The sequence below is a fragment of the Nocardioides kribbensis genome, from assembly GCF_015070375.1.
Classification (GTDB): domain Bacteria; phylum Actinomycetota; class Actinomycetes; order Propionibacteriales; family Nocardioidaceae; genus Nocardioides; species Nocardioides kribbensis.
Genome location: NZ_JADCLL010000001.1, coordinates 1,023,315 through 1,037,406, shown reverse-complemented (window position 1 = coordinate 1,037,406; position 14,092 = coordinate 1,023,315). Strand labels below are relative to the sequence as shown.

The window sequence follows — 14,092 nt, the reverse complement described above, 5'->3', positions numbered from 1 at the left end:
TGGGGGCAGGATGGGGTCGTGCTCCACGTGAGCGACCGGCAGCGTCGCGACCGCATCGCCCTGCGCCACGGCATCGACCCGGCGCGGCGTCGCGCCGACGCCGAGGACGCCACCCGTGCGGTCGCGGTGCTCCACGCCACCGAGCCCGCCACGGTTCACCTGTCGCTGCAGGCGCGGGTCGACGGGCTGCGGCGCTCCGACGTGGAGCGGGTGCTCCACGAGGAGCGCACCCTGGTCAAGCAGCTGGCGATGCGCCGGACCCTCTTCGTGCTGCCGCGCGACCTGCTCCCCGCGGCCTGGGGGAGCGCCTCCGCACGGGTGGCCGGCACCGAGCGGGCGCGCCTGGCCAAGGACGCCGAGGCCCACGGCCTGGCGGACCCGGGCGGGGGCGCCGCCTGGGTCGAGCGTGCCCGCCGGGAGGTGCTCGGCGTGGTGGCGGGCTCCGTGGAGGGTCGGCAGGCGGCCGAGGTCAGGGCCGCTGTGCCGGCGCTGGCGGCGCCGGCGCCCGTGGCGGGCGCGCCCTCGTCGTCGGTGCCCCCGACGGTGAGCCGGCTCCTGACCCTGCTGGGCGCCGAGGCCGAGGTGGTGCGGGGGGTCAACACGGGTCACTGGCGCGTCTCCCGGCCGCGCTGGGCGCCGATGGCGGCGTGGCTGGGGGAGGAGCCCCGACCGTGGTCGGCCTCCGACGGTTGGGCCGAGCTGGTGCGCCGCTGGCTCGGCGCCTTCGGGCCGGGCACCGAGGCCGACCTGGTGTGGTGGCTGGGCTCGACCAAGGGCATCGTGCGGGCGGCGCTCGCGCGCCTCGAGGCCGTGGAGGTCGCCCTCGACGGCGGAGCCACCGGGTGGCTGCTCCCCGACGACGACCTCCTCGACCACCCGCTCGACGGGGCCCGGGGCCAGGAGGTCGGGCCCTGGGCGGCGCTGCTGCCCGTGCTCGACCCCACGGTCATGGGCTGGAAGGAGCGCGCCTTCTACCTCGGTCCGCACCGCGACGCGCTCTTCGACCGCAACGGCAACGCCGGCACCACCGCGTGGTGGGACGGTTGCGTCGTGGGCTGCTGGGTGCAGGACGAGGCGGGGCGCGTGCTCGTGCGCCTGCTCGAGGAGGTCCCCGCCGCCGGGCGCGCCGCGCTGGAGGCCGAGGCCGACCGGCTGTCCGACTGGCTCGCCGGTGAGCGCGTCGGCACGGTCTACCCCTCGCCGGCGATGCGGGCGCCGGCCTGACCTCTCGTAGCCTGTGCGGGTGCGAGAGCAGCCCGAGCAGCAAGCCCCTCCGGTCCAGCGCCTGCGCATCCGCTACGCCAAGCGCGGACGCCTCCGCTTCACCAGCCACCGCGACTTCAGCCGCGCCTTCGAGCGCGCCGTCTTCCGCGCCCGCGTGCCGATGGCCTACTCCTCCGGCTTCAACCCCCACCCCCGCATCTCCTACGCCGGGGCAGCACCGACGGGATCCGCGAGCGAGGCGGAGTACCTCGAGATCGGGCTCTCCGAGGTCGTCGACGTCGCCGCGGTCCGGGCGTCGCTGGAGGAGGCGCTGCCCGACGGGCTCGACATCCTCGAGGTCGCGGTCTCTCCCGGGGGCTCGCTCGCCGACCTGCTCCAGGCCAGCCACTGGCGTCTCGACGTCGCCGCGGAGGAGTCGGACGCCGGGGCTGCGGTCGAGGCCTTCCTGGGGCAGGAGTCGGTGGAGGTCGAGCGGATGACCAAGAAGGGTCTGCGCACCTTCGACTGCCGCGCCGCCGTGCTCAGCCTCGAGGCCGGCCCCGTGACGGGTGCGGGGGTGGGGGCGCGCTCGACGCTCGACCTGGTGCTGCGCCACGGCGTGCCCTCGGTGCGGCCCGACGACGTGCTCACCGGCCTGGCGGCCGTCGGCGGCCTCCATGCGGGGCCCGCTCCGCTGCTGACCCGGCTGGCCCAGGGTCCGCTGGAGGAGTCGACCGGCACGGTCGGCGACCCGCTCGCAGCGCGGACATGACCTGGATCGACGGCCCGTGTGCGATACTCGCCACGGTCGTCGCACCGGTGGAACCTGCCGCGGACGACGACCCGACGACGTTCTCGCCGGCCCGCACTCTCGGGGTCGGCACAGTGGGTGCGACGTCGGCGCCAGACCGCGACGCGGCCCGGCAGGCTCGGTGACAGCGAGTCGGCCCCCGGCTCCGGGATCCTCCCGGGGCAGGCCCAGCGACCGCGGCAGGCGACGACGACGCGTCCAGTGACGCACCGCGGAGGGTGTCGCCGCCACCGAAGGCTTACGCGTCGTGCCCCGGACCTCCTGCGGGCCGACGTCTGACACGTCCGGGTCGCCAGTGCGCCGCCCGGGCAGAGGAGCACCACATGCCCGACGAGAACCTGGGCGAGGACGTCACCACCGACACGGGCGCCGACACGGCCCCCACCGTCACCGTGACGACCCGCAAGGCCGCGGCCAAGAAGACGACCGCGAAGAAGACGGCCGCCAAGAAGACCGCCGCCGACGCCCCCACGAAGAAGGCCGCCGCCAAGAAGGCGCCGGCCAAGCGCACCACGAAGAAGGCAGCGGCCGCCGAGCCGTCGACCCCGGACCCGGCGCCCGCCGACGTCGCCCCGGACGCCCCCGCCGAGGTGGCGGTCGACGCGCCTGCCGAGGCTCCGGGCGAGGCGCCCGCGGAGAAGCCGGCCAAGAAGGCCGCCGCCCGCAAGAGTGCCGCCAAGAAGGCACCGGCCGCGAAGAAGGCCACCACCACGACCCGCACCCGCAAGAGCGCGGCGACCAGGGCCGCGGAGGCGGCCGCCGCCGAGGCGCCGGCGCCCGAGGCCGTCGTGACCGAGGCCCCGGTCCAGACGCCCGCCGAGACCGAGGTGGCCGCGGCGCCGGCCGTGCTCTTCCAGGCGCCCGACGCCGCGAAGGCCACCAAGGCGACCGTGACCCGCCGCACCCGGGGCAGGGCCGCGGCTCCGGTGCGGACCGAGCCCACCCCCGAGCCCACCCCCGAGCCCACCGACGCGGAGACCACGGTCGCGGAGACCCCGACCGAGGTCGTGGCCGAGACCCCCGACGAGGCGGCCAACGACGCCCCCGCGCGCACCCGCACCACGACGACCACGCGCAGCCGCGGTCGCAGCCGCTCGGCCGGCGGGACCCGCACCGCCGCGCCGCAGGGGGCGGCACCCGAGGAGGACGAGCTCGAGGCCGTCGCCGCGAGCGTGGCTCCCACCACCGGGCCCGCCGACGAGGCCGACACCGCCCGGGGCGGCGCCGACGCCTCGGCCGACGACACCGACGAGCCGGACGACGCCGACGAGGCCGACGAGTCCGAGGACTCCGACGAGGACCGCTCCGAGGGCGGTGGCGGCCGACGTCGTCGCCGCCGCGGTGGCCGTCGTCGCCGCAAGTCCGGCGACGGGGGCTCCGGCCGCTCCGAGGACGACTCCGAGGACGACTCCGAGGGCCAGCACGCCAGCGGCGACGCGGAGAGGGACTCCGACCAGGACGCCGACGAGGGCTCCGCCCGTGACGGCGGCCAGGGGCGCCAGGGCAACCGGGGCGGCGGCAACCAGGGCGGCAACCAGGGCGGCAACCAGGGCGGCGGCCGAGGTGGTCAGCGCCAGGGTGGCGACACCGGCCCCCAGGAGCAGGGCGCCAAGGACGACACCGAGTCCGGCGAGGGCTCCTCGCGCCGGCGTCGTCGCCGGCGCCGCTCGGGCGACGACGGGGGAGAGCAGGGCGACGACCCCGACAACACCGTGACCCGGGTGCGCAAGCCGCGCTCGGCCGAGGACGAGATCACCGCGATCTCGGGCTCCACGCGCCTCGAGGCCAAGAAGCAGCGCCGCCGCGACGGTCGCGAGGCCGGCCGTCGCCGCGCGCCGATCGTGTCGGAGGCCGAGTTCCTGGCCCGTCGCGAGGCGGTCGACCGGACCATGGTCATCCGCCAGCGCGAGGACCTCACCCAGATCGGCGTGCTCGAGGACAAGGTGCTCGTCGAGCACTACGTCGCCCGCGAGTCGCAGACCTCGATCATCGGCAACGTCTACATCGGGCGCGTGCAGAACGTGCTGCCCTCGATGGAGGCCGCCTTCATCGACATCGGCAAGGGCCGCAACGCCGTCCTCTACGCCGGCGAGGTCAACTGGTCCGCGCTGGGCCACCGCGACGGCCAGCCCCGCAAGATCGAGTCGGTGCTGTCCTCGGGCCAGCCGGTCCTCGTGCAGGTCACCAAGGACCCGATCGGCCACAAGGGCGCCCGGCTCACCAGCCAGATCAGCCTGGCCGGCCGCTTCCTGGTCTACGTGCCCGACGGCACGACCAGCGGCATCTCCCGCAAGCTGCCCGACACCGAGCGCAACCGCCTCAAGACGCTGCTCAAGGAGATCGTGCCCGAGGGCGCCGGCGTCATCGTCCGCACCGCGGCCGAGGGTGCCTCCGAGGACGAGCTGACCCGTGATGTCGAGCGGCTCAAGGCGCGCTGGGAGGACATCGAGAAGAAGTCCAAGGGCAGCGCCCCCCAGCTGCTCTACGGAGAGCCCGACCTCACGCTCAAGGTGGTCCGCGACCTCTTCACCGAGGACTTCGCGACCCTGGTCATCCAGGGCGACGACGCCTGGGACACCGTGCAGAGCTACGTCTCGCACGTCGCCCCCGACCTCGCCGACCGCCTGCAGCGCTACGAGCCCGCCGAGCACAACGGCCACGACCTCTTCACGACCTACCGCGTCGACGAGCAGATCGCCAAGGGTCTCGACCGCAAGGTCTGGCTGCCCTCCGGCGGCTCGCTGGTCATCGACCGGACCGAGGCGATGACCGTCGTCGACGTCAACACCGGCAAGTTCACCGGCTCGGGCGGCAACCTCGAGGAGACCGTCACCAAGAACAACCTCGAGGCGGCCGAGGAGATCGTGCGCCAGCTCCGGCTGCGCGACATCGGCGGCATCATCGTCGTCGACTTCATCGACATGGTGCTGGAGTCCAACCGCGACCTCGTGCTGCGACGTCTCGTGGAGTGCCTCGGGCGCGACCGCACCCGCCACCAGGTCGCCGAGGTGACCTCGCTGGGCCTGGTGCAGATGACGCGCAAGCGCATCGGCACCGGACTGCTCGAGGCCTTCAGCGACAACTGCGAGCACTGCCAGGGTCGCGGCATCGTCACCCACGACGAGCCCGTCGAGCCCAAGCGCGACGACGAGGGTCGGCGCGGTGGCAACCGCAGCGGCGGCGGCAACGGCGGCGGCAACGGCGGCGGCAACGACGGCGGCCAGGGCGGACGCCGCTCGCGCGGCGGTCGCGGCCGCGGCCAGGACGACCAGGCCGAGCAGAGCGGCGGCCAGGGCGACGGGGGAGCCTCCAAGCCCCCCACCCCGCCCTCCCCGAAGGACATCGCGGCCATGGCGCGCCCCGAGCCGACCGAGGCGAGCGAGCCCACCGAGACGGACGAGGCCCCGGTCGCCGCGGCACCCGAGCAGCCGGTCGCCGAGCAGCCGGTCGCCGAGCAGCCCGAGGCCGAGCAGCCGGAGGCCGAGCAGCCGGAGGCCGAGCAGCCGGAGGCCGAGCAGACGACGGTGGTCACCCGCAGCCGTCGCCGCGGTGCGAGCCGCACGGCGCCCACGGTGACCGAGCCGGTCGCGGCCGAGGACCCCGTGGTCGCGCCGGTGGAGCCGACGCCGGCCCCGACGCCCGAGCCGGTGGCCCCGCCGGAGCCCGACGCGGTGAGCGAGGCCCAGGCCGCGCAGGCCCCCGCCACCACGGTGGTGACCCGCACCCGTCGTCGTACCGCGGCCCGGCCCGCCGCAGCGCCTGAGCCGACGTCGGCGGCGGAGCCCGCACCGCAGTCGGCCCCTGACCCCGACCCGGCGCCCGCGCCGGAGGCCGACCCGGAGCCGCCCGCGGCGCCGGCCGAGCCGACCGTCGTGACCCGCACGCGCACCCGCCGCGCCACCCGCCCCGCCGGCCCCCCTGCCGGTGGGACCGCCGGTGAGGCCGCTGGTGAGCAGGCCGAGGAGTCCTCGGAGGAGGGCTCGGCCGCGCACGTGCCGGTCAAGAAGAAGGGCACCCGCAAGCGCTGAGCCGGCCCGTCCGGCGCCACGGCCCGCCGGGGCGACACCGAATTGCTGTCGCCCCGGCGGGTCCGTACTATGGGTCCTCGGTGCGCTGATGCGTGCCCTTCTGTGTGGCACCACCCACGACGCCCGGCCGGTCAGGCCCGGTGCGGCGGCACGGGAGCCCCAGACCACCGACTTACCTGTCAACTGACACAGCACAACCCGACGAAGGAGACCGCGGTGTACGCGATCGTGCGCGCAGGCGCCAAGCAGCAGAAGGTTGCCGTGGGCGACGTCATCGAGATCGACAAGGTGACGACCGGGGTCGGCGAGACGCTGACGCTGCCCGTCGTCCTCGCCGTCGACGGCGAGAGCGTCACCTCCGACTCCTCGGCCCTCGACAAGGCCTCGGTGACCGTCGAGGTGCTCGGCGCCACCAAGGGCCCCAAGATCATCATCCAGAAGTACAAGAACAAGACCGGCTACAAGAAGCGCCAGGGTCACCGTCAGAAGTACACCCAGGTCAAGGTCACCGACATCTCCCTCTGAGCCTTCCCGGTCTCAGGCTTCCTGCAGCGCACACCAAAGGATTCGACATGGCACACAAGAAGGGCGCGGCGTCCACCAAGAACGGTCGCGACTCCAACTCCCAGCGCCTCGGCGTCAAGCGCTACGGCGGCCAGCTGGTCAACGCCGGCGAGATTATCGTGCGCCAGCGCGGCACCCACTTCCACCCGGGCAGCGGCGTCGGCCGCGGCGGCGACGACACCCTGTTCGCGCTGCAGGCCGGTGCGGTCGAGTTCGGCACGCGCCGTGGCCGTCGCGTCGTCAACATCGTCCCGGGCGAGTGAGCTGACGCTCCCACCTGGCACACCAGGCTCTTCCACGTTGGGCGTCCCGGACCTCCGGGGCGCCCTTCGTCGTCCGCAGCACCCCGCAGCAGCACCCCTGAGCACCACCTCTGAGCACCACCTCTGAGCACCACCACCGAGAGAAGGCACCATGGCTGTCCCCACGTTCGTCGACCGGGTCACGCTGCACATCAGCGCAGGCCGGGGAGGCAACGGTGTGGCCTCGGTGCACCGTGAGAAGTTCAAGCCCCTCGGCGGCCCCGACGGCGGCAACGGCGGCCCCGGCGGCTCGGTGATCCTGCGCGTCGACCCCGACGTGACCACGCTGCTCGACTACCACCACAGCCCGAAGCGTCGCGCCGAGCACGGCGGGCACGGCGCCGGCGCCCACCGCAACGGCGGCCACGGCGCCGACCTCGTGCTGCCGGTGCCCGACGGCACCGTGGTGGCCGACCCGCGCGGCGAGGTGCTGGCCGACATGGTCGGGCCCGGCACCGAGCTGGTCATCGCCCAGGGCGGGCGCGGCGGTCTCGGCAACGCCGCGCTGGCCTCCTCCAAGCGCAAGGCCCCCGGCTTCGCGCTGCTCGGGGAGCCCGGCGACGAGCTGGAGATCGTGCTCGAGCTCAAGGTCGTCGCCGACATCGGCCTCGTGGGCTTCCCCAGCGCCGGCAAGTCGAGCCTGATCGCCGCGATCTCGCGGGCGCGGCCCAAGATCGCCGACTACCCCTTCACCACCCTGGTGCCCAACCTGGGCGTCGTCACCGGCGGCGACACCACCTTCACCGTCGCCGACGTGCCCGGCCTCATCGAGGGCGCCAGCGAGGGCCGCGGCCTGGGCCACGACTTCCTGCGCCACATCGAGCGTTGTGCGGCGCTCGTGCACGTCATCGACACCGCCTCCATCGAGCCGGGTCGCAACCCCGTCGACGACCTCGACGTCATCGAGAACGAGCTGAGCCGCTACGGCGGCCTCGAGGACCGCCCGCGCCTGGTCGCGCTCAACAAGATCGACGTGCCCGACGGCCGCGACCTCTCCGACATCACCATCGACGACCTGCGCGAGCGCGGCCTGCGCGTCATCCCGATCTCCGCCGCCTCCGGCGAGGGCCTGCGCGAGCTGACCTTCGCGATGGCCGAGATCGTGGCCGCGGCGCGCGACGCGAAGCCCGCGGTGGAGACCACCCGCATCGTGCTGCGGCCCCAGGGCGCCGACGGCAGCGGCGACTTCACCGTCTCCCAGACCGTCGACGGCTGGCGCGTGCGCGGCACCAAGCCCGAGCGGTGGGTGCGCCAGACCGACTTCAGCAACGACGAGGCCGTCGGCTTCCTCGCCGACCGCCTCGACCGGCTCGGCGTGGAGGAGAAGCTGCTGTCGATGGGCGCCCAGGAGGGCGACGCCGTGCTCATCGGCGACCCCGACAACGCCGTCGTCTTCGACTTCAAGCCCGGCATGGACGCCGGCGCCGAGATGCTCGGTCGCCGCGGCGAGGACCAGCGCATCGACCACTCCCGCCCGGCGGCCAGCCGCCGCCGCGAGATCGACGAGGCCATGGAGCACCGCGCCGAGGGCGAGACCCGCGCCGACGTGGCGCGCCGTCTCGACGCCGAGCGCAAGGGCCAGACCTACGGGCCCTCGTCGTACGAGATCGGCGGGAGCGAGGACCCGGACTGGTCCGAGCAGGACCCCGGCCGGTGAGCGGCGGCGCCGGTCGCGAGGTCGTGCTGGCCGCGCGCCGGATCGTGGTCAAGGTCGGCTCGTCGTCGCTGACCACCGCCGCCGGCGGGATCGACCCCGAGCGGGTCCGTGCCCTGGTCGACGCGCTGGCCGCCGCCCGCGCCCGCGGCGCCGAGGTGGTGCTGGTGTCCTCAGGAGCCATCGCCGCCGGCCTGGCGCCGCTGGGCCTGGCCCGTCGTCCGCGCGGCCTGGCCGCCCAGCAGGCGGCCGCGGCGGTCGGCCAGGGCCTGCTGGTGCACCGCTACACCGAGGAGCTGCGCCGCCACGACCTCACCGCCGGCCAGGTGCTGCTCACCGCCGACGACGTCACCCGGCGCTCGCACTACCGCAACGCCTACCAGACCTTCGCCAAGCTCCTCGAGCTCGGTGTGCTGCCCATCGTCAACGAGAACGACACGGTGGCGACCTCGGAGATCCGCTTCGGCGACAACGACCGCCTCGCCGCCCTGGTCTCCCACCTCGTGCACGCCGACCTGCTCGTGCTGCTCTCCGACGTCGACGGGCTCTACGACGCCGACCCCCGCGAGCCCGGCAGCGCGCTGGTGCCGGAGGTCCACGGACTCGACGACCTCGGCGGGGTGCGGATCGGGTCCACCGGCGCCGCGGGCGTCGGCACCGGCGGCATGGAGACCAAGGTCGAGGCCGCCCGCATCGCCACCGGCGCCGGCATCCCGGTGGTGCTGACCTCCGCGGCCCGGGCCGGCGAGGCCGTCGCCGGCGAGCCCGTCGGCACGCTCTTCCACAGCACCGGCAGGCGCCGCCCGACCCGGCTGCTGTGGCTGGCCCACGCCACCGAGCCCCGCGGCACCCTCGTGCTCGACGCCGGCGCCGTGCGCGCGGTGGTCGAGCGCCGCGCCTCGCTGCTGGCCGCCGGGGTCACCGGTCACACCGGGGTCTTCCACGCCGGCGACCCGGTCGACCTGGTCGACCCCGAGGGCCGCCCGGTGGCCCGCGGGCTGGTCAACGTCGACGCCACGGAGGTGCCCGGGCTGCTCGGACGCTCCTACGAGCGCGAGCTCGTGCACCGCGACGCCCTCGTCGTGCTCTGAGCACCCACCGGCCCACGTCGCCGGTCCAGGTCGGGCTGGGGCCCGTTGCTACCTTCGGCCCCGTGCGGTGGCGAGGCGCGGTGTGGTGGCTCCTGCTGGTGGCGACCCTCGGGCCCGCCCTGCTGCTCACCGCGCTGAGGTCCACCGACCCGAGCCCCGGCTGGGCGGTGCAGGCGGTCGCCTTCACCCCCCTCGCCCTTCCCCTGTACGCCGCAGCCCTGCTGCTCCTGCTGGGCCGGGCGCTCACCGGCGGCCGCAGCGGCCGCCGCGGCCGGGCCGTCGTCGCGGCCCTCGTGGTGCTGGGCCTCGGCGGGCTGCACGCGTGGTGGTGGTCGCCGCTGGTGGCGGGCACGCCGCCCGACGCGGGCGACGGGGCGCGGGTGACGGTGATGACGGCCAACCTGCTCAAGGGGCGGGCCGACGGCGCCGAGGTCGTGCGCGCGGCGGTCGACGCCGACGTCGACGTGCTGGTGCTGGAGGAGGTCACCGACGACGTGCTGGCCGACATGGAGCGCGCCGGGCTCGACGAGCTGCTGCCCGAGCGGATCGGGGAGACCGGTGCCTCGATCGACGGCACCATGGTCCTGTCGCGGGCGCCGCTCGGCGAGGCGACCGCGGTGGACACCTTCACCCAGACCTGGGGCGTCGAGGTCGACCTCGGGGACGCGACCGTGCAGATGCTGGCCGTGCACCCCGCCGCCCCGGTCGACCCCGAGCGCTGGCACGCCGACCTCGACCTGCTGCGCGACGTCGCCCGCGACACCGACGCCGACGTCGTCGTCGGCGACTTCAACGCCACCCTCGACCACGCGCCGATGCGCCGCCTCCTCGACGACGGCTACGCCGACGCCGCCGCCGAGACCAACGCCGGCTGGCAGCCCACCTGGCCGGCCAATGGGCTGTTCCCGGTGCTCGGGGTGCCGCTTCCCACCTCGGTGGCGATCGACCACGTGCTCGTGGGCGAGGACGTGCTGGCCCTCGACACCCGCACCGTGGAGATCGGGGGCACCGACCACCTCGCCCTCGTGGCCGACCTCGTGGTCGTGGGCTGAGCGGCCCCGCCGTACCCTGGGAGGGACATGACCGCCACTCCCGTCTACCTCGACCACGCCGCCACCACCCCGATGGTGCCGGCCGCGATCGAGACCATGACGCGGCAACTGGCCGACGTGGGCAACCCCAGCTCGCTGCACGCCTCGGGCCGCCACGCCCGGCGCGTGGTGGAGGAGGCCCGCGAGCAGATCGCGCACGCGCTGGGCTGCCGGCCCGGCGAGGTCGTCTTCACCTCCGGCGGCACCGAGGCAGACAACCTCGCGGTCAAGGGCATCTTCTGGTCGCGCCGCAGCGCCGACCCGCGCCGCGTGCGGGTGCTGGCCACCGCGGTGGAGCACCACGCCGTGCTCGACCCCGTGCACTGGCTGGGGGAGCACGAGGGCGCCGAGGTCGAGCTGCTCGCGGTCGACGGCGAGGGCCGGGTCGACCTCGACGCGCTGCGCGCCACCATCGAGCGCGACCCCGCCTCGGTGGCGCTGGTGTCGGTGATGTGGGGCAACAACGAGGTCGGCACCCTGCAGCCGGTGGCCGAGGTCGTCGCGCTCGCCGCGCCCCACGGGATCCCGGTGCACAGCGACGCCGTGCAGGCCCTCGGCGCCGTGCCGCTGGACTTCGCGGCCTCCGGGCTCGACGCGATGACCGTCACCGGCCACAAGGTCGGCGGCCCCTACGGCGTCGGCGCGCTGCTGGTGCGCCGCCAGGTCGAGGTGACCGCCCTGGTGCACGGTGGCGGGCAGGAGCGCGACATCCGCAGCGGCACCATCGACACCCCCGCGATCGCGGGCTTCGCCACCGCGGTCGCGCACGCTGTGGAGCACCAGCCCGCCCACGCGGAGCGGGTGGCGGCCCTGCGCGACCGTCTCGTGGCCGGCCTGCTGGCCGCCGTGCCCGAGGCGGTGCTCAACGGCGACCCGGTCGAGCGGCTGCCCGGCAACGCCCACCTGTCCTTCCCCGGCTGCGAGGGCGACTCGCTGCTCATGCTGCTCGACGCGCGCGGCATCGAGTGCTCCACCGGCTCGGCCTGCTCGGCCGGCGTGCCGCAGGCCTCCCACGTGCTGCTGGCCATGGGCCACCCCGACGACGAGGCCCGCAGCTCGCTGCGCTTCTCCCTGGGCCACACCTCCACCGACGCCGACGTCGACGCCGTGCTGGAGGCCATCGGCCCCGTCGTGGCGCGGGCCCGGGCGGCGCGGCTGTGAAGGTCCTCGCCGCCATGTCGGGCGGCGTCGACTCCGCGGTGGCCGCGGCCCGCGCGGCCGAGGCGGGCCACGACGTCACCGGCATCCACCTCGCGCTGTCGCGCAACCCGGCGTCGTACCGCTCGGGCGCTCGCGGCTGCTGCACCATCGAGGACGCCAACGACGCCCGCCGCGCGGCCGACGTCATCGGCATCCCGTTCTACGTCTGGGACCTCTCCGAGCGCTTCCACGCCGACGTGGTGGAGGACTTCATGGACGAGTACGCCGCCGGCCGCACGCCCAACCCGTGCCTGCGGTGCAACGAGCGGATCAAGTTCGCCGCCGTGCTCGACCGGGCCCTCGCGCTGGGCTTCGACGCCGTCGCCACCGGCCACTACGCGCAGCTGCGCACGGGCACCGACGGCCTGGTCGAGATGCACCGCGCCGCCGACGCCGGCAAGGACCAGTCCTACGTGCTCGGGGTGCTCGACCAGCAGCAGCTGGCCCACTCGCTCTTCCCCCTCGGCGACACCCCCAAGCCCGCCGTGCGCGTCGAGGCCGAGCGACGCGGGCTGCTCGTGGCCGACAAGCCCGACAGCCACGACATCTGCTTCGTCGCCGACGGCGACAACGCCGGCTGGCTGCGCGAGAAGCTGGGCGACCGCGCGCCCAACCACGGCGGCGCCATCGTCGACGACGCCACGGGGGAGGAGCTGGGCCGCCACGACGGCACGTTCGGCTTCACCATCGGCCAGCGCAAGGGGCTGCGGCTCGGGGTGCCCGCCCCCGACGGGCGGCCGCGCTTCGTGCTCGACATCGAGCCGGTGGAGGGCACCGTGCGCGTCGGGCCGCGCGAGCGGCTCGCGGTGAGCGCCCTGGAGGCCGACCGCCCCCGCTGGTGCGGCACCGTGCCGCGGGTGCTGGAGGGCCCCGCGGTCACCGTGCAGCTGCGCGCCCACGGCGCCGAGCACCGCGCCCGGGTCGAGGTGCACGACGGCGACCGGGTGCGCGTCGAGCTGCTCGAGCACGCCTCCGGCATCGCCCCCGGCCAGGCCGCGGTCTTCTACGACGGCACCCGCGTCGTCGGCTCCGCCACCATCACCGCGACCACCCGGGTCGCCGCGTGAGCGCCGCATGACCGCCGCCACCGGCATCGGCTCGATGCCCGGCGACGACGCCGCCGCCGTCGCCGAGGCGACGCGCACCGTGCTGGACAGCCTTCCCGACCTGCCCCACCTCGTGGAGCTGCCCGGCCGCGGCGCCACCGCCTCGATGACCGGGCGCGGCCTCGCGGTGCTGGCCGAGCTGGGTGCCGACCTCCAGCCCGCCGGCTGGCGCCTGACCGGCGGCGGCGCCGGGGTGGACCACCGGCGCGCCCGCAGCCTGCTCGCCCAGGACCTCGACGTGCTGGAGGAGCAGGCCCAGGGCCTGTCGGGCTCCTTCAAGATCCAGGTGGCCGGGCCGTGGACCCTGGCCGCCACCGTGGAGCGGCCCCGCGGCGACAAGCTGCTGGCCGACGCCGGGGCGCGCCGCGAGCTGGCCCAGGCGCTGGCCGAGGGCGTGCGCGACCACGTGCGCGACGTGCGGCGGCGCCTGCCCGACGTCACCCGGCTCGTCGTGCAGGTCGACGAGCCCGCGCTGGCCGCGGTGCTCGACGCCCGGGTGCCCACCGCGTCCGGCTTCGGCCGCCACCGCACCGTGCACCCGCCCGAGGCCTCCGACGCCCTCGGCTGGGTGCTCGGCGCCGCGACCGAGGCGGGCGGCGAGGCGTGGGTGCACACCTGCGCCGCCGGCACACCTCTCGGACTCCTGCGCGGCGCCGGGGCCCGCGGCCTCGCCGTCGACCTGTCGCTGATGACCGCCGCCGACCACGACGCCCTCGGCGAGGCGCTCGAGGCCGGCGACAGCGTCGTGCTCGGCGTCGTGCCGACCACGGCCGCCGCGGCCGGGCCCGAGGCGGGGGAGAGGGCGCTCGTCGAGCGGGTCGAGCGCTGGCTCGACATGCTCGGGATCGACCCCGGCAGCGTCTCCGGGCAGCTGCTCGTCAGCCCGGCGTGCGGCCTCGCCGGCGCCGACGTCGCCTGGTCGCGCCGCGCGCTGGCCCTGTCGAGCGACACCGCGCGCCGCCTGAGCTGAGGGCTCCGCCGTACGACGGCCGCACCCGGGCCGCACCCGGGCGGCACGGGCAGTGACGCCACGGGCCCGGTC

General features: G+C 75.6%; 11 protein-coding genes. All 11 read left to right on the top strand.

The features are described from left to right. The first annotated feature begins 18 nt into the window (after nt 1-18). The 11 genes from IR170_RS04715 to IR170_RS04665 all read left to right on the top strand — a co-directional run bounded on the left by IR170_RS04715 (nt 19) and on the right by IR170_RS04665 (nt 14,020). On the top strand, nt 19-1,224 hold the full coding sequence (locus IR170_RS04715; RefSeq protein WP_193661364.1) for a winged helix DNA-binding domain-containing protein: 1,206 nt from the start codon (nt 19-21) through the stop codon (nt 1,222-1,224). Nucleotides 1,225-1,243: 19 nt separating this feature from the next. After that, nucleotides 1,244-1,975, top strand: a complete 732-nt coding sequence (locus tag IR170_RS04710; protein WP_193661363.1) for a TIGR03936 family radical SAM-associated protein — start codon at nt 1,244-1,246, stop codon at nt 1,973-1,975. A 362-nt stretch (nt 1,976-2,337) separates the two neighbouring features. Beyond that, nucleotides 2,338-6,042, top strand: a complete 3,705-nt coding sequence (locus tag IR170_RS04705; RefSeq protein WP_193661362.1) for a ribonuclease E/G — start codon at nt 2,338-2,340, stop codon at nt 6,040-6,042. Between the two features lie 216 nt (nt 6,043-6,258). Beyond that, nucleotides 6,259-6,567 (top strand): 50S ribosomal protein L21, encoded by a 309-nt coding sequence (rplU, locus tag IR170_RS04700; RefSeq protein ID WP_056863758.1) that lies wholly within the window; start codon nt 6,259-6,261, stop codon nt 6,565-6,567. A 47-nt stretch (nt 6,568-6,614) separates the two neighbouring features. After that, nucleotides 6,615-6,869, top strand: coding sequence for a 50S ribosomal protein L27 (gene rpmA, locus IR170_RS04695; RefSeq protein ID WP_056863759.1), 255 nt, complete (start codon nt 6,615-6,617; stop codon nt 6,867-6,869). A 151-nt stretch (nt 6,870-7,020) separates the two neighbouring features. Continuing rightward, nucleotides 7,021-8,565 carry a GTPase ObgE gene (gene obgE, locus IR170_RS04690; RefSeq protein ID WP_193661361.1) on the top strand — a complete coding sequence of 515 codons (1,545 nt, stop codon included), beginning with the start codon at nt 7,021-7,023 and terminating at the stop codon, nt 8,563-8,565. After that, the gene (proB, locus tag IR170_RS04685; protein ID WP_193661360.1) at nt 8,562-9,653 is read left to right on the top strand and encodes a glutamate 5-kinase; all 1,092 of its coding nucleotides are present in this window, start codon (nt 8,562-8,564) and stop codon (nt 9,651-9,653) included. Before obgE ends, proB begins: the two co-directional genes overlap by 4 nt. Before the next feature lie 62 nt (nt 9,654-9,715). Continuing rightward, nucleotides 9,716-10,705, top strand: a complete 990-nt coding sequence (locus IR170_RS04680) for an endonuclease/exonuclease/phosphatase family protein (protein WP_193661359.1) — start codon at nt 9,716-9,718, stop codon at nt 10,703-10,705. 27 nt (nt 10,706-10,732) lie between these two features. Further along, the gene (locus IR170_RS04675) at nt 10,733-11,905 is read left to right on the top strand and encodes a cysteine desulfurase family protein (RefSeq protein ID WP_193661358.1); all 1,173 of its coding nucleotides are present in this window, start codon (nt 10,733-10,735) and stop codon (nt 11,903-11,905) included. Further along, the gene (gene mnmA / locus IR170_RS04670) at nt 11,902-13,011 is read left to right on the top strand and encodes a tRNA 2-thiouridine(34) synthase MnmA (protein WP_319804904.1); all 1,110 of its coding nucleotides are present in this window, start codon (nt 11,902-11,904) and stop codon (nt 13,009-13,011) included. Before IR170_RS04675 ends, mnmA begins: the two co-directional genes overlap by 4 nt. 7 nt (nt 13,012-13,018) lie before the next feature. Beyond that, on the top strand, nt 13,019-14,020 hold the full coding sequence (locus IR170_RS04665) for a uroporphyrinogen decarboxylase/cobalamine-independent methonine synthase family protein (protein WP_193661357.1): 1,002 nt from the start codon (nt 13,019-13,021) through the stop codon (nt 14,018-14,020). Nucleotides 14,021-14,092 lie beyond the last annotated feature (72 nt).

What these genes read in the sequence shown, in the direction of transcription:
- IR170_RS04705 (WP_193661362.1), top strand. Translation starts at nt 2,338, where the DNA reads ATGCCCGACGAGAACCTGGGCGAGGACGTCACCACCGACACGGGCGCC.
- rpmA (WP_056863759.1), top strand. Translation starts at nt 6,615, where the DNA reads ATGGCACACAAGAAGGGCGCGGCGTCCACCAAGAACGGTCGCGACTCC.
- obgE (WP_193661361.1), top strand. Translation starts at nt 7,021, where the DNA reads ATGGCTGTCCCCACGTTCGTCGACCGGGTCACGCTGCACATCAGCGCA.
- IR170_RS04675 (WP_193661358.1), top strand. Translation starts at nt 10,733, where the DNA reads ATGACCGCCACTCCCGTCTACCTCGACCACGCCGCCACCACCCCGATG.
- IR170_RS04665 (WP_193661357.1), top strand. Translation starts at nt 13,019, where the DNA reads ATGACCGCCGCCACCGGCATCGGCTCGATGCCCGGCGACGACGCCGCC.